20 protein-coding genes are annotated in these 19,298 nt (G+C 60.7%); 2 read left to right on the plus strand and 18 right to left on the minus strand.

Annotated elements, in window-relative coordinates; translation table 11 throughout:
• Window positions 1-17: 17 nt before the first annotated feature.
• Window positions 18-752: a DNA repair protein RecO gene (gene recO / locus MJ601_RS01510; RefSeq protein ID WP_242122801.1), complete on the minus strand. Its 735-nt coding sequence runs from the start codon at window positions 750-752 to the stop codon at window positions 18-20.
• 225 nt (window positions 753-977) lie between these two features.
• Here recO and MJ601_RS01515 point away from each other — a divergent pair, with 225 nt between their 5' ends.
• A complete protein-coding gene (locus MJ601_RS01515; protein WP_242122802.1) occupies window positions 978-2,663 on the plus strand; it encodes a sensor histidine kinase in 1,686 nt (561 codons plus the stop codon).
• Window positions 2,660-3,319, plus strand: coding sequence for a response regulator (locus MJ601_RS01520; RefSeq protein WP_242122803.1), 660 nt, complete (start codon window positions 2,660-2,662; stop codon window positions 3,317-3,319). The genes MJ601_RS01515 and MJ601_RS01520 overlap by 4 nt, the downstream gene beginning before the upstream one ends.
• A gap of 15 nt (window positions 3,320-3,334) precedes the next feature.
• Here MJ601_RS01520 and MJ601_RS01525 read toward each other — a convergent pair whose 3' ends face one another.
• The 17 genes from MJ601_RS01525 to MJ601_RS01605 form a co-directional block, all read right to left on the minus strand.
• Window positions 3,335-3,856 (minus strand): A24 family peptidase, encoded by a 522-nt coding sequence (locus tag MJ601_RS01525; protein ID WP_242122804.1) that lies wholly within the window; start codon window positions 3,854-3,856, stop codon window positions 3,335-3,337.
• A gap of 13 nt (window positions 3,857-3,869) precedes the next feature.
• The gene (locus MJ601_RS01530) at window positions 3,870-4,697 is read right to left on the minus strand and encodes a tetratricopeptide repeat protein (protein WP_242122805.1); all 828 of its coding nucleotides are present in this window, start codon (window positions 4,695-4,697) and stop codon (window positions 3,870-3,872) included.
• Window positions 4,694-5,518, minus strand: a complete 825-nt coding sequence (locus MJ601_RS01535; RefSeq protein WP_242122806.1) for a tetratricopeptide repeat protein — start codon at window positions 5,516-5,518, stop codon at window positions 4,694-4,696. The genes MJ601_RS01530 and MJ601_RS01535 overlap by 4 nt, the downstream gene beginning before the upstream one ends.
• An 18-nt stretch (window positions 5,519-5,536) precedes the next feature.
• The gene (locus tag MJ601_RS01540; protein WP_242122807.1) at window positions 5,537-6,508 is read right to left on the minus strand and encodes a type II secretion system F family protein; all 972 of its coding nucleotides are present in this window, start codon (window positions 6,506-6,508) and stop codon (window positions 5,537-5,539) included.
• A 4-nt stretch (window positions 6,509-6,512) separates the two neighbouring features.
• Window positions 6,513-7,514 (minus strand): type II secretion system F family protein, encoded by a 1,002-nt coding sequence (locus tag MJ601_RS01545; RefSeq protein ID WP_242122808.1) that lies wholly within the window; start codon window positions 7,512-7,514, stop codon window positions 6,513-6,515.
• Complete coding sequence (locus MJ601_RS01550) at window positions 7,514-8,869, minus strand: TadA family conjugal transfer-associated ATPase (protein WP_242122809.1); 1,356 nt, start codon at window positions 8,867-8,869, stop codon at window positions 7,514-7,516. Before MJ601_RS01550 ends, MJ601_RS01545 begins: the two co-directional genes overlap by 1 nt.
• Window positions 8,869-10,080 (minus strand): CpaE/TadZ family protein, encoded by a 1,212-nt coding sequence (locus MJ601_RS01555; protein WP_242122810.1) that lies wholly within the window; start codon window positions 10,078-10,080, stop codon window positions 8,869-8,871. Before MJ601_RS01555 ends, MJ601_RS01550 begins: the two co-directional genes overlap by 1 nt.
• A gap of 20 nt (window positions 10,081-10,100) precedes the next feature.
• The gene (locus MJ601_RS01560) at window positions 10,101-10,733 is read right to left on the minus strand and encodes a TadE/TadG family type IV pilus assembly protein (RefSeq protein ID WP_242122811.1); all 633 of its coding nucleotides are present in this window, start codon (window positions 10,731-10,733) and stop codon (window positions 10,101-10,103) included.
• Window positions 10,733-11,242, minus strand: coding sequence for a TadE/TadG family type IV pilus assembly protein (locus MJ601_RS01565; protein WP_242122927.1), 510 nt, complete (start codon window positions 11,240-11,242; stop codon window positions 10,733-10,735). Before MJ601_RS01565 ends, MJ601_RS01560 begins: the two co-directional genes overlap by 1 nt.
• A 5-nt stretch (window positions 11,243-11,247) precedes the next feature.
• Window positions 11,248-12,825: a pilus assembly protein TadG-related protein gene (locus tag MJ601_RS01570; RefSeq protein WP_242122812.1), complete on the minus strand. Its 1,578-nt coding sequence runs from the start codon at window positions 12,823-12,825 to the stop codon at window positions 11,248-11,250.
• Between the two features lie 21 nt (window positions 12,826-12,846).
• Complete coding sequence (locus MJ601_RS01575) at window positions 12,847-13,125, minus strand: hypothetical protein (protein WP_242122813.1); 279 nt, start codon at window positions 13,123-13,125, stop codon at window positions 12,847-12,849.
• Between the two features lie 14 nt (window positions 13,126-13,139).
• Entirely contained in the window at window positions 13,140-14,651 is a 1,512-nt protein-coding gene (locus tag MJ601_RS01580) for a type II and III secretion system protein family protein (protein ID WP_242122814.1), read from the minus strand.
• Window positions 14,638-15,564, minus strand: a complete 927-nt coding sequence (gene cpaB, locus MJ601_RS01585; protein ID WP_242122815.1) for a Flp pilus assembly protein CpaB — start codon at window positions 15,562-15,564, stop codon at window positions 14,638-14,640. Before cpaB ends, MJ601_RS01580 begins: the two co-directional genes overlap by 14 nt.
• Window positions 15,565-15,633: 69 nt before the next feature.
• Window positions 15,634-15,831 carry a Flp family type IVb pilin gene (locus MJ601_RS01590; protein ID WP_242122816.1) on the minus strand — a complete coding sequence of 66 codons (198 nt, stop codon included), beginning with the start codon at window positions 15,829-15,831 and terminating at the stop codon, window positions 15,634-15,636.
• Between the two features lie 24 nt (window positions 15,832-15,855).
• Complete coding sequence (locus MJ601_RS01595; RefSeq protein WP_242122817.1) at window positions 15,856-16,047, minus strand: Flp family type IVb pilin; 192 nt, start codon at window positions 16,045-16,047, stop codon at window positions 15,856-15,858.
• A gap of 649 nt (window positions 16,048-16,696) precedes the next feature.
• Window positions 16,697-17,482, minus strand: a complete 786-nt coding sequence (locus MJ601_RS01600; protein WP_242122818.1) for a DUF2569 domain-containing protein — start codon at window positions 17,480-17,482, stop codon at window positions 16,697-16,699.
• 141 nt (window positions 17,483-17,623) lie between these two features.
• Window positions 17,624-19,279 (minus strand): sensor histidine kinase, encoded by a 1,656-nt coding sequence (locus MJ601_RS01605; protein ID WP_242122819.1) that lies wholly within the window; start codon window positions 19,277-19,279, stop codon window positions 17,624-17,626.
• Between the last annotated feature and the right edge of the window lie 19 nt (window positions 19,280-19,298).

The raw sequence follows: 19,298 nt of genomic DNA on the forward strand, positions 1-19,298 counted from the left end.
GCTTCCAGCGCAAGCTTTTAGGCGACCGCTCTTTTCAGGCGGTCGACCAGCCTTTCCCGCGAAGCCAGCACATCGGCCCGCCAGTCGGTCAGGACCGACCTTTCCAGAAAAAAGCCGGTGAGGCGCAGACCGTCCAGGATGGAGGGCCAGTCCCCCGCCCCGCCCTCCAGCAGAAAGGCCGGAAGCGGAAGCAGCCGATCCTCATAGCCGACGGCCGCCGCCCGGCTGACCGCGGCCGCGCTGCGGGGGCTGACAAAGGCGAGATCGTCATTGCCGCCCATGGCCGCGCAGCGGGTCAAATCCAACCCGAAGCCAAGCTCGGCCAGCAGCAACAGTTCATAGCGCACCAGCGCGACCGCCCAGCCCCGCGCTGCCGGAGCGGCTTCCACGGCGCCCAAAACGCCTTGGAGCGCCTGATACAATGCGGGAAAGGGCGTTCCTTCCGGCAGGGCAACGGCGGTCACCGCACAGACCCAGTCAATGGCGGCCGCCGCCAGCGCCTCCGCCAACAGGGGCGCCCGGCTATGCTCCAGTTCGACCGTCAGTCCGGCCAGTTGCTCCTCCGTCCGGGCGCGGAACTCCGCCTTCACCGCATTGCCGGGCAGCAGCACCGGGCGCAAGACGCGGGAACGCCCACCCCGCACATAGCCCGCCAGCAGGCCATGGCCGGGTGTCAGAAGACGGGCGATGGCACCTTGCTCCCCATGCGGCCGCAGCGCGCAAACGAGGGCCGGAGTGATGAGCGTCGCCATGGCGCCTTCCTATCGATGGATGGCCTTGGGCGCCATCCTGCCCCGCTTATCTTCTCCGGTTCTGCTATATGTCCCGAAATCACTCACAATCCCATCGGATAGCGGCAAAAGCCTCCAATATCGGTTGCTTTTAGCAGCGGTCCATGTGCACAATTGCAGGAGGGGGAGACTTGTCGGGGGACAAAATTCGCCATGTATCATACGCCCTTGGCGTCATCCTCTATCATGGATCGCCTGGTGCTCTGGTTGGGACGATCGCCGACGCTGGGTTTTGCCATATCCCGCGTCGCGTTTTCGGTTGCCGCGACATGGCAGGCCAATGCCATGTTCGGCGGCGAGGCCTATTTCGCACACACGCTGCTGCTGCTGCATGCGGCCATCTGGATCTGGACGGGGATCGGCATCGCGCAAAATTCCCTGACGCCGCCACTCGGCCTGCTTTTGCGGCCGGTTTCGCTAATATTCGACCTGATCGCCTTCCTGACCGTGATCGTGCTGTGCGAACCGTTGCAAATTGCGGCGCTGGGATGCCTGTTCTTCGTGGCATGGTCCGCATCCGACCGCTTCGGCCGCAGTGCGATCATCGTCATCGGCTTCTGCCTGATCTTCGCCTTCATGACCCGTGGCTATTATGAGGCGTGGACCACCGTGCGGCCCACGCCTGACGTCAGCCGCGCGATCGATAGCCTGACGGTCGTGATCGGCTGCATCATCGCAGCATCGATGCTCAGCATGTCCATCCTCGAACAACGGCTGATCAACTGGACGGAGAGGCTGCAGGGCGTCGGCCTCTCCTTCCAGAAATCCCTTGCCCAGTTTCTGGTCGAACAGATATCGCCATTGATGAATTCGCGCTATTGCGCCTTTGTCTGGGAAACGATGGATGAGGATGTCATTCATTGTGATCTGATCGATGGTGCCGGAGTGCGCCATCTGATGCTGCCGCAGAAGCAGATCGACAATCTGCTCGGAATCCAGCCCCGCGAAGCGCCCTTTCTCTATTCGACCCAATCGCCCCGCCTGCTGCTACGCAGCCGCATCGGTATATTGCGTCATGAACGCGCGCCGGAATTGGGCGACACGATCATGGACCTGTTCGGCGCCGGTCAGGGCGCGAGCTTTTTCGTACAGGCGGGCGAATTGCGCGGGCGGATGTTCGTCGGCACCAGCCATGGCTGGTCTCCGGCGCTGTTGCTGCGCTGCCTGCGTGTTCAGGAAGGGGTCGACCTCTTCCTCGAGCGCCATTTCTTCTTTCTCGCCTGGCGTCAGCGCACCTTCGTCGAAGCGCGGCAGGCATTGAGCCGTGACCTGCATGACAGCGTGTTGCAGACGCTGGCCGCATTGCGCGTCAGGCTCGCCACGGCGATCCACGGTCTTTCGGCAGCAGGCGTTACCGATCAACTGGCGGAACTCAAATCCATGGAAGAACTGGTGACGTCTGAGCAGGCACATCTGCGCCGCCTCCTCAGCCATCGGCACAGCAGTTCGCCCCACAGCGCAGTGGACCTGATCCGCGAAGTGGAGCGCTGCTGCCGCTTCATCGCATTGCAATGGGCAGTGGATTGCCGCCTCAATCCGGTCGACCGCGCCATGACCGTGTCCGCGGAGACGGCAGCGGAGGTGGAATTCCTGATCCGCGAAGCCACCGCCAACGCCGTCAAACACGCCAACGCCCGCCATATCACCGTTTCGATCGCACAGGTGGACGACGAAATATTGATCGCGTTGAAGGACAATCCCGGCACGGAAGCCAAAGCACAGGAAAGCTATACGGGCGACTTCGAACTTCAGTCCCAATCGATCATGAAACGGCTGGGCAAGATCGGCGGAACGGCCTATTTTCACAATTTAAGCATGAATTCACTCATTTCGATCAGACTACCCTCCTCTTTACCAAGGTCTCCGATATGATGGCCCAGATTGCGATAGTCGACGATCATCCGATCTTCCTGGACGGCATGGCGCAGTTCCTGAACTCCCATGGTCATGACATATTATTCTGCGCCAAATCGGTGGAGGAAGCGCTGGACCGGATGAAGTCCGGCGAACCAGACCTTCTGATCCTGGACGTCAGCATGAAAAGCGGCGGCGGCCTTGCGATCTTGTCCTCTATCCGCAACAGCGGCAGCACGGTGCCGGTCATCTTCATGACCGTGCATATCCGCCCAGAACAGACGCTGGAGGCCATCAAGCTGGGTGTCGACGGGGTGGTGCTGAAGGACAGCGATCCCAACGAATTGCTGACCTGCATTCAGCAGGTGATGAGTGGCAGCAAGAGCATTGCGCCCTTCGTCATGGAACAGGCGTTGGTCCACAGCATATCGGCGCCCGCCAGTGAGACCAATGTGCTGGACGCGCTGACGGAACGCGAGCTGGAGATTGCGGGCCTGATCCGCGCGGGACTGCGTAACCGGGAAATTGCCTCACGCTGCGGGCTGACCGAGGGGACGGTGAAGGTTCATCTGCATAGCATTTTCCAGAAGCTGGGCATCAAGTCACGCTCCGAACTCATCATCATGATGATGTCGATGGACAGCGACATGCCTGCCGTCGGCATGGAACATTGAGGCGTCCGGAGCGGATCATAGCGACCGCACGAAATCAGGCAGACGCGCCATTCCGCTGGGATTCGGACCGACCAGATACAATGCCATGATCGTGCCAAAGGCGATGGCGACGCCATAGGGGATCGGCCCATTGGCCGCGAAAATGGCGATGTTGCTGTTGCTGCGAACGCTTTCCGGCACCATCCGCCGCGCCGCCATGATGACCAGCGCCAGCACTCCGCCGCCGACAGTGATATAGATGACCCAGGGGACCGCCGCTGGCCAGTCGAACCACAATGCACAGGCGGAGAACAGCTTGATGTCGCCGCCGCCCATCCAGCGCAGGGCGAACAGGCTGCATCCCAGTGCGAAGGCGCCCAGGAAGACGACGCCGTTATGCCATATGTCGTTTTCCCAGCCGACGACGGCAACCCATGGAACATACAGGCCGATCACCAGCATCGGAAAAAGATTGGATATGCGCAGCCGGGCCATGTCCTCGACCGCCGCAGCGATCAGCACGAAGGAGACGGCCAGTAGAATCATATCCTTGATCATGACAAATCCTGCTTCAGGGCCGGGCGGCTTGCATGGACGCGAGAGCGGCGGCGGCCTCAGGCACGAAACTGTCCGCATCCGTTACCGCGCGGCTGAGATAAGCCTGCGCCAGCGGCAGGTTGCCGATACGCATGGCAACCTGTCCCGCATTGCTGAGCCGTTGCGCCCATTCGTCCGCGGTGTCGATCGGCCGACGGCGGATTTCCCGACCGGCCATGACATAGGCCGTATCTTCATTGGCGATGATCCGCGCATCGTCAGGCATCAGTTCATGCGCCCGGTCGAAAATGACCGCCGCTTCGTCTGCTTTTCCCTGCTTGAGCAGCGACAGACCGTAATTGTTGAGGATCTGGGCGGGCTTGTCCGTCAGTTGGAATGCGCGCTCATAGGCTGCGGAACTCAGTGCCCAGGACTGCGCCTCGTCATAGACTATCGCCAGCGCATTCCATGCGCGCCAGCGATCGGCACAGGCGCGGACGGCATTACGCAGCGGCTCCAGCGCCTCTGGCGACCGGCCGAGCCGCAGCAGCGCGACCCCTTGCCCTTCATCCACCCGGCAGTCGCTCATGCCGCTCCGACGAAGCGCCGTGAACCTGGCCAACGCCTCTTCATCGCCCCGCTTCTCCAACGCTATGCGCGCCGTCGCGATCTCGATTGGCTGAACATCGCCTGCCTGTGGCTGGGTGCGCCACTGGTTCAGCATCGCTTGCGCCTGGATGATGCGGCCGCCGTCTATCGCTTCATCGACCAGCCGGGAATAATCCAGCGATGGCGAAGGCGGCGTGGGTGGCGGCGCTTCGGCCGGGGGAGTGGCTGCCGCCAGCAGCAGCGCCCAGATCATCCCCGCGCGCCCTTGCGTCCCGACGGCCGCATGATGCTTTTCCAGAGCCGTTCGAACACACTGTCATGCGGCTCGGCTTTAACCTGCTGTCCGGCGGACGGAATGGCAGGGTCGTCATCCATGCTGGCAAGCCGTGTTTGCGGCTGCTTCGGTTCGGCATCCGGTTCAGGCCGCCCGGTGGTAATGATCGGCGCGGTCAATTCCGACCTTGCCTGGGCAACGGCGATCGTCACGATCCGGGTACTCAATTGCGCCTCGGCCGGGAGCGGCCTGCCGGTAGTGTGCAACCGCACTTCGCCTAGCGAAACCCGCTCCAGTTCCACACCAGCCGGTTGGGCCGAACGAACCTCCGCCGCAGTTGGCGCGGCCAAGGCCAGTTGCGCCAGTGTCGGACGCGCTGCAGCCACGGTCGCCGGAGCAGCTCCGGTCTGCGCCAATAAAGCGTCGGCCTCGCTCTTCAGTCCTTGCGCTGAAAGGCTCCGCGCGAAATTGCGAGCGATACGGGCATCCTGCGGGGCCCGCGACAGAGCCAGTTCGAAAAATTCCCGCGCCAGATCATGCCGTCCCATGGCCGCATAGCTGATCGCTACTCCGTTCAGGCCATGCGCGTCATTGGGATCATTGCGCACCGCGCGACGGAACGCGTCGAGCGCGAGAGCATATTCTCCGCGCGAAAACAGCAGGTCGCCGCGAGACAGCGCATCTTGCGCGAGACCGGCAGGCTGCTGATCGACGGACCTGATGGAAAGGACGCCCTTCTGCGGCGTGCTGCAAGCCGTCAACGCAACGGCGAGAGCGATTGCCATCATCTTTTTCTTCATGGTCCCCCCTCCTGTTCCCTAGTGGCTCATGACCGGCAGGATATCTCGCGCCACGCGGATCAGCGCCGGAAGCATCAGCACCCCGATCATCACTGGCAGCATGCAGGCAACCAGCGGAACCGACAGCAGCACCGGCAGCCGGTGCGCCTTTTCCTCCGCCCGCATCCGCCGTTTCTCCCGCATTTCCGAAGCGTAGACGCGCAGCGTCTGACCAACGCTCGATCCCAATTGATCGGACTGAATCAGCAGCGTCGCAAAGGAACGGATCTCATCCACATCGACTTCGTCGGCCATGCGCCGCAAGGCGTCCTGCCGACTGCGCCCCGCACGCAGTTCCAGTACCACCTTGCCGAGAGCCGCCGACACGAGCGGATGCGATACGGCCAGTTCACGGCCCACGCGATCCATTGCGGCTTCCAGCCCCAGTCCCGCCTCGACGCAGACCAGCATCAGGTCCAGCGCGTCGGGAAAACCGTTCACGATCGCTTCCTGACGCCGTGAAGCCTTCGCTGAAATGAAGAGGTTCGGCATATAAAGCCCGGCCACCGCCAGCACCGACGCGACCAGATAGAGGGTAAGCGGCGCTGGCGGATCAGGATTGCCGAGCGTGGTGAGAACGAAGATCGCAGGCAGGGCGAAGGTCAGGACCAGCCGGAAGAAGGTGAAAAGCTTTGGCGCGTCCGGAGACAGATAGCCCGCAGCGATCAACCGCTGGCGCAAATTGACATTATTGGTGTCGACCAGCGAGATCCCCATTTTCTCGATTCGGTCGATCAGTTTCTTCCACTCGCTGTTATTGCGTTCGCCGCGCAGTGTCTGGCTGCCATTCTGGGCCAGGCTGCCACCATCCCCCACAAGGTCCAGACGGCTGCGTACGCGCGCATTGCGCAGGACGATCTCCGACAGCCCGAATACCAGAGCCACGATGGCAAGGAACAGCAACCCCAGGATGAAAGGCCGCAACTGGATCAGGAGCGCTGAGTTCAGCATAGCATCACACCTTCAGGTCGACCATGCGGCGTATCGTGATGAAGCCGATGATGTAGAGCAAAATCAGGCCGGTAAAGCCGACGATGAACATGCGGTCCTGCGCGACGTCCAGATAGAAGGCCGGATTGACCAGGAACAGGCCGCAAAAGGTGAGGATCGGCAGCGCCGTCAGCATCACCGCGGTCATGCGTCCTTCCGAACTCAGCGCGCGCACCTTCATGAAAAGGCTGGCCCGCTCACGGATCACGGTCGAAAGATTTTCCAGGATTTCCGCCAGATTGCCGCCCGTCTCGCTTTGCACGGACAGGGAGATCACGAACATGTGCATCTCGTTCATGTCCCAGCGTTCAGCCATCCGCTGAAGCGCGTCACGCAGGTCGGCGCCATAGGTGACTTCGTCGACCACGATGCCGAATTCACTGCCAATCGGATCGCGCATTTCCTTGGTCAGCAGGTCCAGCGCGGCGGCGATCGGATGCCCGGCGCGCAGGCCTCGCACAAAGGTGTCGAGCGCGACGGGAAACTGCTCCTCCATCTTCTTGCGCCGCCGCTGGGCGAGCCGCGCCAGCACCATCATCGGCAGCATGATGCCCAGCGCGCCGGCAAAGGCCAAAGCCATCACGACCATGCCCGCCGTCAACGCATAGCCTGCCGCCATGCCGCCGACCATCACCAGCAGGAACAATATGCCCGCCGCGACCAGCATCATCGTCAACACCGCGCGGGCCGGAAAGGTCAGCCCAGCGCCATGCAGCACGCGCATCACGGCCAGACCCGCACGTCCGAACAGGCTGGACCGGTCGAAACTCACCGCCTCATCGCTCCGCCGCAGCTTGGAGAGGACCGTGCTGCGTTCGAAGCCCGCCGCAATCATCTTCAGCCGACGGTTGACCACCCGATCGGTCGTGGCCCGGGCACGCAGCCAACTCGAAATGCCCTCGATCGTCAACAACACCGCCGCGAACAGCAGGACAAGGACGAACATGCGGATGTACAGCGGGTTCATCAGTGGATCACCGCATCTGGACGGAAAAGTTCGGCCGGAAGCGTGATGCCCCGGTCGGCCAACTCGCTCATGAATTTGGGACGGATGCCGGTTGCCTCGAAATGGCCGCGCACCATATTGTTTTCATCCCGCCCCGTCATCTTGAACCGGAAGATTTCCTGCATGGTGATCACCTCCCCCTCCATGCCGGTGATCTCCGACAGGCTGAGAAGCCGGCGGCGACCGTCGGCCAGACGCCCGACCTGCACGATCACATTGAGGGCCGAGGCGATCTGCGCCCGTGCCGAGCGCGGCGAAATGTCGATGCCGCTCATTCCGATCATCTGCTCGACGCGCGACAGCGCATCGCGCGGCGTATTGGCGTGGACGGTGGTCATCGACCCGTCATGGCCGGTGTTCATCGCCTGGAGCATGTCGAAGGCCTCGCCGGCGCGCACTTCGCCCACGATGATGCGGTCGGGCCGCATACGCAGAGCATTCTTCACCAGGTCGCGCTGCGTGACCTCCCCCTTGCCCTCGATGTTTGCGGGACGAGTCTCCAGCCGCGCAACATGACGCTGCTGCAATTGCAGTTCGGCGGAGTCCTCGATCGTGACGATGCGTTCATGTTCATCGATCGCGGCGGACATGGCGTTGAGCAGTGTCGTCTTGCCCGAACCGGTACCACCGGAGATCAATACGTTGCGCCGCGCCTCCACTACTGCCGAAAGAACCTGTGCCATCGGAGCCGGCACGCTGCCCAGTTCGGTGAGCCGAGCCATGCTGATCGGCACCTTGGCGAATTTGCGGATGGAGAGCAGCGACCCGTCGATCGCCAGCGGCGGCACCACCGCATTGACGCGGGAACCGTCGGCCAGGCGCGCGTCGACAAAGGGCGATGCTTCATCGATCCGACGTCCCACCGCCGCCACGATCTTCTGGATGATGCGCAGCAAGTGCTTCTCATCCTTGAATCGGGTCGCGGTTTCCACCAGCCGGCCGTTGCGCTCGACAAAGACGACCTTGTGGCCGTTCACCAATATATCGGTGATGCCATGGTCCTTCAGCAGCGGCTCAAGCGGCCCCAAGCCCAGTAACTCGTCCAATATGTCCGACACCAGCCGCCGCCGCTCTTCCAGATTGAGCGCGTGTTTCTGGAGCGCAAGCTGCTCATGGACGATTTCGCCCACTTCGACTTCGACCTGCGCCCGCGACATGGTTTCGAGTGCAGCAAGATTGATGATGTCGAGCAACTTCTGATGCAGCGCGACCTTGAGCTCGGTGTGACGGTCCTCTTCCCAGTGGACCGCTTCGGTTTCGGTCGGCCCCACCTCGTCGCGAGAATCGCCACGTTCCCCTTTTCGAATCTGCCACATCAGCCCTTCTCCGCCTGACGTTCGGCCTCGGCCGCTTGCACGCAGCAATCGACGATATCCTGCAAATCCTTGCAGATCCGACTCCGCGCCTTCAGTTCCTGGATCAGCACGCCCTGGTCGAGCGCGGAGCTGACCAGCGGGAAATCATTGGCGATGCTGAGTTTGACCGGATGATCCAGCGCCGCCGCAGCATCCTCCAGCCCGATGGCGCGGAAGAATTTCTTTTCGACCCGATTGGCGATCACATGGATGCGCGAGGGATCGATATCCTGATCGCGCAGAAGCGTAATCTGCCGTCGCGCCTGCCGCAGACTGGCGATCGTGAGTTCGCAGACCAGAAACACCACCTGCGATCGCGCCACCAGCGACATCGACCAATTGGTCCAGTTGCCCGGCAGGTCCAGGTAGACAGTGTCGAAATTGCGCTGCGCCAGTTCCACGATGCGGAAGATCTGGTCGGCGTTCACTGCCTCGATCGGCATGATCTCGGGAGGCGCCGTCACTACTCGCAGACCGGTGGATGTTTCCACCGTGACCGTCCGCAACAATTCGCCGTCGACCCGGTTTCCTCCCATCAGCAGGTCCGCCAGCGTCAGGGGCGAGGAGATGCCAAGAAACGTGCCTGCATTGCCGAACTGTATGTCGAAGTCGAACAGGCAGACTTCGCTGCCCTTCTGCTTGACGGAACGCGCATGAAGGCTGGCGGCCTGCGTCGCGATGGTCGTTGCGCCGACACCGCCTACGCTCTTGATGATCGAAACGAGTTGGCCGGTCCTGACGTCATCCTGACGGCTGGCTGCGATGCGGCTGCGCAGATCGTCCATTATGGCGGCCAGATCATGGGCACGCAGCGGCAGCTCGATGACGTCGTTGATCCCGCTGCGCAGCAGGGCGCGAACGATGGCAACCTGCGCATCACGCACCGCCGCCACCAGCATCAGCTTGGGATGAGCGGCCCGCAACCCGGCGAGCCGCACCATCGAGGCTTCGTTGTCCGGCTGAACCTCGATAATGATCGCTTTGGCATCCGCGGCGAGTTGCTGCGGCACGGGTGCGCTCGGCGCCAGCATGGTAAGGGTCAGGGACTGGCCGGTCATCCGGTCGTCCAAAATGTCGGACGCCTGAACCTCCTGCTCGGACAGGATGAGGTGAAGCCCCTCATCCCCGATATTGAGGGTCCAGCTCTCGGCGGGTTCCGCTGCGTTTGTCACGATGCCCACTATCTTATCCCTCAATTTGCCACCGTACCCTGGCCGTCTTCCATCGTGAGAGCGGCGCTGAAGCTGGGTAGAGTGATCGTACCTCTGAAAAGCATTAAAAGCATTGGCCGGAATGTCAGCTGCTTCAGCGACACCCTGATCAATGGCGAAACGTCGGACCCATTTGGATCGCCTGCATAACCCAGGCCCGAATAATCATAATCGACGGTCACATTAGTCGAGGCGATTTCGGGCATGAATAGTCGCATCCTGCCGACGATGCCGTTGAATGCCGTCAGCGCATTGGCACTGCTGCTGATCAACGGACTGGGACAGGTTGCCCCCGTCTTGCATGAACAGCTCACCGCGCCCGCATTGATGATACAGGAAGCGCCACCAAAGGAGGATTGCGGGATAGGATCGCCCTGCGTCAGCCCGCCGCTGACGACGAAACTGTACGCCGAAAGGCCGTTGGGAACCATGTCTGTGGCAACAGCATAACGCACGCCCATCTGCGTAGCCTTTTCCGCGCGATTCCAGGTCCACATCAAGCGGCCGACATCCACGATCCCCAACAGGAAAATAAGCAACAGCGGCAGGACCAAAGCGAATTCCGCTGCTGAGGAGGCACGTGTATCACGGATCAGACTGATGAGCCTGCGCATCATATTCCCTGCACCGTCGCTTCGGATTCGGACACCAGGTTCAGTGTCCTGCTGGTGAAGCCGAGATTGTTGAACAGCGAGGAATAAGGCACAATGGCCGATACCTTGACCTTGGGGACATTGGTCATGCCCTTGTAGATACCCGAATAATTGCCTCCGGTAATGGTCGTGCAACTCATGGTGACCGACACAGTTGCAGGCGTGGTCCACCCCACCAGCCGGGCCGTCCCTCCACTTGCTACCTGCCCCGTGCGAGTTAGGTTCTGCGTATTCGTGACGATGGTGCTGTTGACGCTGCTGGGGCAGGTAAAATTGGTAAAGGGCTGCCGCGAAGCATAGCGTGCGCCATCCCGAACGGCCTTAGCCACCACATGCTCACTCAGGAAGTAATTGCCGAGTTCGAAGGAGCCGAACATCAGGATGATCAGGAACGGCGTCACCAACACCATTTCGGCAGCGGCACCGGCCCGGTTGCATCTGAGCAGGCGATAGAGGAAAATTCTAATCATCGCCGTCACTCGATCAAATAGGGTACGGAACGTTCGATAACTTGCGGATTGCTTGCGCCGTTCGCACCACTCCCAGTTTCGCCGATGACCTCGACATATACCTCCTTCTTGTCAGTATATGTATTCTTGCCTTTCCCTCGAACGAAAGATGGCTCCACAAGAAACACATCAAGCCATTTCACCGGATCAATACCCGATGTCTTGCCATGCAGGGTGAGCGCCCGGCAGTTGAGAACGGCCACGGAAATGCGCCGACGATCCACGCCAGCCGAACTGGGCGCTATACCCGCCACTCCATTTGCAGGAGAGCCAAACCCCCATTTATTGCCACTCAAAGATTGCCCGACACCAATTCCACGAGTGGTGGAACCGACAACCACACTAGGATGCGCTACTTCCCAATTATAGACCTCATAACGCGTGGCCGACGAACCAAGCCCAGTGCCGGTCATCCATGCGGCTTGGGTCGTCCAGCCATAGTTGACACGGAAATAGGCATCCCGGTCCCAAGTACCATTTCCAACAGTTCCGCATGTCTGCGCACTTTGTTGCACTGCATGGCAAAGGTCACGGGGGTAACCCATGATATCCGGATCAGTGGCTCCGCCGGTAGCCGGCAGAGCAGCTACCGTGTCAGGTCGATAAGGATTGGCTGAAACATCAAATCCATTGCTATTGTTACATGTACTTCCATTACTGGAGGTACACACCAGATCCTTTCTGGTGTTGCTGGAAGGAGAACATGTTCCGCCATATTGGGAAGGACATGTATTTCCATTGGCGTAAACGTCGAAACGCGTATTGAGGGAATCAAGTACCGAAGTACTCATACCCGTCTTTGTCGTGACACCATCGGTCTGCTGACAATCCGCCTGGATGGTGTCATATCCCAGCGCCGCCGCAAGACCATTTGCACCGTTCTGAAAAACTGCGTCAAGCCAGCCGAAATTCCCGGGCGCATCCGCATTGCCGGAGATCAACTTCAGCCCAACGCCTCGCGTCGGATTGAAGCCATAGTTTTCGTCGCCGTTCCCCACCGGCTCATCCGGGTTGCAGATCATGACGGGCGGTACTTTACAGATGGCGGATCCCACCCCTGCATACGCCTTTGCAGAGAGCGCCCCTGACGAGAGGACAGACACGATTGGCGTCAATGCAAAGCGCGCGGTACGGGAATTGACCGTCACTTCGACAAAATGAACATCGGCATCTGTCAAAGTGCCCGTGTCGCTGCGGTCCTTATTCTTGTAGAATTTGATGAAGCCGGTGCGATCACAAGCCGCCTCGTTCGCGATGGTGACCGCATAGCCGCCACCATCATTGGCGAACCGCGTGTCATTGCGGATCAAACCACTTGCCGCACTCGCAGCCCGGCTGCACGCACCCGTCTGGCCATCCAGTTGGGTCGCCGCTGCAAGAGCTGCCTGATCGGCCGCATTCTGGAGTTCGGAATCGAGGCTCGCCATGCGCGCATAGTCGAAGGCGATCCCACCCGCTGCGACCAGCCCGAAAAGCGACAGCGCAACCGTGGGCGCCACCGCACCACTGGTTGACTGTAGCAGAGCTTTCGGAGCACCGGACATGGGATCGTTCCTCCTCGCCGATCAGTTGACGCCGCCGCCACCCGAACCACTGCCACCGCCGCCACTGGTGGTTCGAATTCTCTGCGGCTTCTTCACCTTGCCGTCGCGATAGCGTTCCACAGCCGCCGCCGAGGTCTGGCCATTGCCCCCCTCGACCAGCGTGCCTTCATAATGCGGGTCGGGATTGACGACCTGCATCGCATAATTGTGGCGCACCGCCCCGCCGAAGGTGGGATCGTTCGGCGTGCAGCCCGCCAGCAGCGGCAACAGCAGGGCCGGGACAAGACCAATTCCGCGCATCTTCAGCCTCCTGCTCACAGCTCATATCCACTGGACGTGGCGCCCTTGGCCGGGGCATCCTTCGCCGGTGCGGGTGGTGCTGCCTTGGGTGCCTTGGGCGCTTCGGGCGGCATCGCGTTGGGATCGAGCGGGTTGATGCCCACGGCCTTGTCCGTCCGTCCCATCAGGAACAGATCCAGTTCATGCGGTGGTTTGACCCGATCTGAGGGCAGCGCGACATCCTCCGCCTGCATGGGCTTCACCAGATGCGGCGTCACGATGATGACAAGCTCGTTCTCGCCCTTCTGGAACCCGCTCGAGCGGAACAGCGTACCGATGATCGGCAGCGAACCCAGTATCGGGAATTGCCGCACGGTATCCTGGAAATCCCTGCGCAACAGTCCCGCCAGCGCGAAGGACTGTCCATCGCGCAGTTCCAGCGTGGTGCTGGCCCGGCGGGTCTGCAGCCCAGGAATGGTGAGGCCGTTGATCGTCACCGATGCCGAAGGATCGATCGAGCTGACTTCCGGTTCGACCACCAGATTGATGATCCCGTCGTCCAGCACGGTTGGCGTGAAGCCAAGGCTGACGCCGAAGGGCTTGAACTCGATGGTGATGGCACTGCTGCCGCCTCCCGTTCCACTGGTGCTGGCCTGCGACACCGGGATCGGGAACTCCCCGCCCGCCAGGAAGGATGCGGTCTCACCTGACAGCGCGACCAGCGTCGGTTCGGCAAGCGTCGTCACCACGCCCTTGGTCTCCAGCGCATCGAGCGCGCTGGCCAGGCTGAGCGGGCCTATCGAATATTTCGCCGCGCCGATGCCAAAGCTGTTCAGCACATTGCTCAAATCCACGATCGGCCGGCCGTTCGCATTGGTCAACAGGACGGAGGATTGGGCGGCATTGCCGATGCTGCCCACAACCTTGCCGCTGTTCGAGAGGAAAGAGGTGTTGACGCCCAGTTGCTTGGCCGTGTTGCGCGTCATTTCGGAAAAGCGCACTTCCAGCATCACCTGCTGCGCGGCGCCGACCGACATCATGTTGACGACCTTGTCGCCAGCATAGGTCTTGGCGATCTGCACTGCCCGGTCGACCGCGGCCGCGCTGGACACGGTTCCCGTCAACACCACCGAGTCATTGGATATGCGCGCGCCGATCGGTTGGCCAGGCATCAGTTCCGACAATTGCCGCTTCAGCGTCACCACGTCCGGGCCGACCGCGACATCGACGACCGCGATCATCATGTTCCGGTTGTCGTAGAGCGTCAGGCTGGTCGTGCCCATCTTCTTGCCCAGCACGTAGACCGAGCGGTTCGTCATGGGCAGGATATCAGCGATTTCCTGATTGCCCACCAGAGCCTTGGAGAAGGGCCGGTCGACCGTCAGCACCTGACTCTTGTTGAGCGGCACGTCCAGCTGGCCTGCATGATTGGCGTTGCTGACATTGAGCGAGGCGACCTGGGCCTGCGCCTGCATGGGCAGGATCGATACCCCGGCGCCCAGCGCCAGGAGGAACGCGATCCTCGGCAAGGACTTAGCGGGAACCATAGCGCTTCACCTCATAGCTGGTGCCGGTCGTGCCACGCACGATCTCGACCGATGCGGTTGACGGCAGGGCGTTGGTGTTCTTCGGTACCGCACGGCGTGCAGGACGGAACATCGGTGCAGGACGCGGAGGCAGATAGGCGATGTCGGCCATGCGGGTACGGGGGCGGGCATAACCGCCGACATAGGCACCGTCGCGCAGATCCTCGATGCCCACGGTCTGCACCGCCGGATTGGGCTTGTCGGTGAGGTTGCGCAGAACGAGGGTCAGTTGGCCGACCTGCTGCCCAAGGACCAGCTTCTGCGCATCGACCTGGTTGACCTCCAGCGTGGCGGTCCGGCCGACGGCGGGGTCCTTGGACGTGTCGTTGGCGTTCTGGTCGATGGCGATCACGCGCGTCCCTTGCAGAAGGACGTCAGTGATCTGTTGGGCGCCCGCGACCGGGTCCTGCAACGTACGCGTCACGAAGACATCGACGGTATCGCCGGGAAGCACAAAGCCGCCCGCGGCGGCCACATCGCTGACGCGCACCGCAACCGCCCGCATTTCTGGCGAGAGCACTGCCGACATGGTCGCGCGCCCGCCTTCACCGGACAGTTTGGACGCCAGGATCGGTTCGCCCGGCTCGATCTGCCGGAGGACGACCCGGCTCTTGCCGAGGGATGTCAATTGTATGGGATCACGAAAAGCGCCGGGCGGCACCGAACTGGCGGGCCAGTCTACCACGCGGATCTTTTCAGGGGTGACTGCCGCTCCGAAAGGCAGCGCGACCGTCGCAACGACGACTTTCGCCATGCCTCCATCTGCCTGCTGCACCTTTTCGGCGCTGGTCAGATAGGAGTTGGCGATGAAAACGGCCGCCAAACCCAAAAGGATGGCGAAACCGAGAATGATGAGAGATCTGCGCTGCCCCACGACAACTCCCCCCGGAATTGAAGTTTTGGGAAAGCCGGTCAGATAGACCGGCTTTCCCATATCTTGCTATTAGCAGTTCGCGGCCGGAGCGTTGCCGGTACCGACGGTAGCGACACAGTTGGTCGCCGCATTCATCGAATTCTTGATCGCGCCACCCAGGTTCCAGGCGGCCAGCGCAATACCCGTGCCGACAATCGCCAGGATCAGCGCATATTCGGCTGCAGAAGCACCGCTCTCGTCAGCCCACAGATTCTTGAAAAAGGTCATGTCACTTACCCCTATCGCTATGTTTCAGCAGCTCGGCGCGGTGTTCGTACCGACAGTCTTGATGCAGTTGGTGGCGGTGTTCATCGAATTCTTGATCGCGCCGCCCAGATTCCATGCTGCCAGAGCAATGCCCGTGCCGACGATCGCCAGGATCAACGCATATTCGGCCGCCGACGCGCCGCTCTCATCAGCCCACAGGCTCTTCACAAAGCTCATATCTTTTACCCCTAGTAGCTGGGAGCAATTCCCAGTTGCTCTTGCTCAGTCCTGCGGTAGGGGCCTGACCACCTCGCGACCCCGGCGCTGGTATCCTCCAGTCGCCAGGCAGTTGGCAGTTTCCGTAGAACTTGGGTTCAAGTTGGACCAAAGCAAACACAAGTCAACATGGTAAAAAAAATCTAAATTTTACAATATCTTGTCGTAATTTTTTATTAACCTTTTCCGTCAACCAGATTCATTACCCTAAGTAAATGAAGGTGGTTCTGAAATATATCTTTGGATATATACCTTCATGAAATGAAAAATTATATCCATCTATACTAACACTTATAATTGCTATATTGCTTTTCTGCACAAATAAAACCACCATATTTCAAAATATATTGTGATTTTTTTCTATGATTAATAGGATACTATATTAATTTTAAAAGAGAACTTATTATGCAAATTATTGCATCCCATGAGGTAGAGATGCCTCATACGCTAATACGTTGGTACTAGGCTATTCGGAGCCCGAAAGATCGAAGACTTGAACCTCCGGCGGACACCCAGGGGCACGGCTCGCCGCGAATCAGCCGCGACTCGTCGCACGAAGATCAGGAAAATGAGGCGCTTGCGCTCTGTCCTATTATGGGAATGTCGTGGTCTAGTTAACGCTTATCCGGTGACGAAAGGTGACATTGACCCGATCGGACAGCAGCAGATAGGGTAACCAGATCGCCGCGCTGATAAGAACCTTCTTCACATTGCCCGTCAACATGTCGAGCAACGCTGCGTCGACATCAGTGGGCACATTGTCGAGACCCGCCACCAGCTTGGCGATGGTCAGTTGGGCCAGCAAGTCGACGCCCCATACCATCACCAAAAAGCGCGGAAATAGGGGCACCAGGCGCAGCGCCATCGCGAAAGCGAACATGTAAAGGCTCGACAGGACGACCAGATCGGCGAGCATGACGGCATAAAGACCGATGAACCATGGTGGCGAAAAGCTGCCGAGCGCGGGAATCGAGCTCAGAAACTCCAGCGTCCGCACCGGCACGTTCAGCGCTATTCCGACCAGCAGCGAGGCCATCACGCCATAAAGCCCGAACTGCGTCATGTCCTGCGCCGCCAGACAATCCAGCTTCCGCCAGCGCCCGACCTGAGCGAACCGGAAAGCGGGCTGGGCATGGACCCGTCCCGATGGGAACAGCTTCAACCCCAGCAGCAAAGCGCCCACAGGCGCACCAACGACGAGCAGATAGGGCAGCAAACCCGTACCGCTCCCCCAGGGCGTCGCATCATAGGGTGTCGCAGGAAAGGCCAGCCTCAGCCCACAAGCGAAAGCCGCCACCAATATCCAGATAGTCAGGATGCGTTGCAGATTGACCTGCATCGCCAGAACGATCGCCACGCTCTTGCGATAGAGATGGTCCTTCACCACTTGCACCATGGAAACCGGGCCTCCTCCAAACGCTGACTGCCATGACTATCCGCTATCTTGGTAAACGCCGAGTAAATGCATTGCCTCATCAAATATTCTACCGCCGATCCCCGGAGATGAAAAATGATAAAAGGAAGGCGGAAAAGGTGATCACTTCCGCGGAATGGTGATCCGGATCGTCGTTCGCCCCCCGATGTTGCGCAGGAACAGTTCGCCGCCCAACGCCTGTATCCGGCGCATCAGGGAGCGCGACGACACGGCCCCGCTCGATCCCAGCCGCGCCATGTTCGGCACCCCATTGTCGCTCACCTGCAGGGCGATGCGATTGCCGTCCGGCTCCAGCGCGAATTCGACCGAACTCGCCTTCGCGTGGCGCACGGCGTTGGCGACGATCTCCCGCACTGCAAAGCTCAGTTCCCGGCCGATGATAGCGGAGGTGGCGCAATTGCCGTCCTCGACCTTCAATTCGCAGTTGATACCCCATTGCTCGCCCAGCGAACGCACAACCATGGCCAGAGTCTCGGGCAGATAGGCGAAATCCTCTTCATCGACTTCGGGATTGATGATCCAGCGGATCGTCGCGATCTGGTCCTTGGCGATGCGATCCACATTTTCGATCACCGGGCGCGGCTCTACCGGCTGACCCGCCAGCAGCGGCGCGACCTGGAAACGTATGCTGGCCAGCGCCTGGAGCACGCTGTCGTGCAGTTCGCGCTGCAATCGCTCGCGTTCGCGCGCTCCGGCAATGACATGCGCGTGATCGAGGCTGTTGCGCACCATCAGTTCCTCGCAGGCGCTTTCGAAAACGCGCTGCGCAATCGCCACCACATCCTCCTGACAGGGATCGTCGAGGCAAGCACCGCCCACAGCCTCGAACGTGCCGAGCGACACCCGCACCGTCAGCACCGTGTCGGTACCCAGCAGGCCGGTCCAGGCCTGTCCACCGACCGTCAAAGGGCTGAGAATGGAGATTCCGTCGCTGGAAAGCGAGATGGACGCGTCCCGGTTGCGGTCATGCCAGCCCGTGTCGGCGGTCAGCAAATTGCCGAACCCGGTTGACGCCGCCGCCTGCGCCGTGCTGCTGGCGAAACGCAGGGGTTCATGGCTTGTCGTCCGGAACAGCACAGCGAGGATCTCGCCGCCTGTCGCCAGCTTCAGCGCCTGGAGCAGAGAGACTCCAGCGTCGCTCTTGGCCGGTGGCAAATCCCCCTCCAGCAGCCGCTTTGCCCGCTCATATTCCAGCAATGTCTCCCGGCGAGGCCCCAGCATAACGCCCGTCACGGCAACCGCCACGACAAGATAGCAGACCCTGAGGACAGTCCGTTCGATCTCCGGTTCCGAAGGCAGCAAGGCGATCTCGGATATCCAGGTCGCGCCCAGCACCAGGCTGACCACCAGAATGGCGACCAGCAGGTGAAACCGTCGCGGCACGATCAGCGCCACCTCGATCGCGATGAAGAAACTGCCCGAAAAATAGGGACTGTTCGACGGGTTGGTGACCACCAGCAGCAGCAGGAACAGGACGGCATCCAGGAATATCACGGGCCTGCGGATGCGCATGTCGATGACCCAGGATCGCTCCGACAACAGGAAGCTTCCAGCCGCCAGCAGCAGCATCAGGACGATCAGGCCATGTTCGGCTGTTTCCGCCCAGGATCGCTCGGTGGAAAAGAAGAAGCTGACGAAGCAATAGATGACCGCCAGCAAGAGGCGCGTGACATTCAGCATCTGCCATGGACGAAGCGCCGACAGGGCCAGCGTATCCCACCAGCTCATCCTGCTCGTGAACTCGCTTCGGCGGTGCATCCTCCGATCATCCCTCCCT

The organism is Sphingobium trunci (genome assembly GCF_022664535.1).
Classification (GTDB): Bacteria; Pseudomonadota; Alphaproteobacteria; order Sphingomonadales; family Sphingomonadaceae; genus Sphingobium.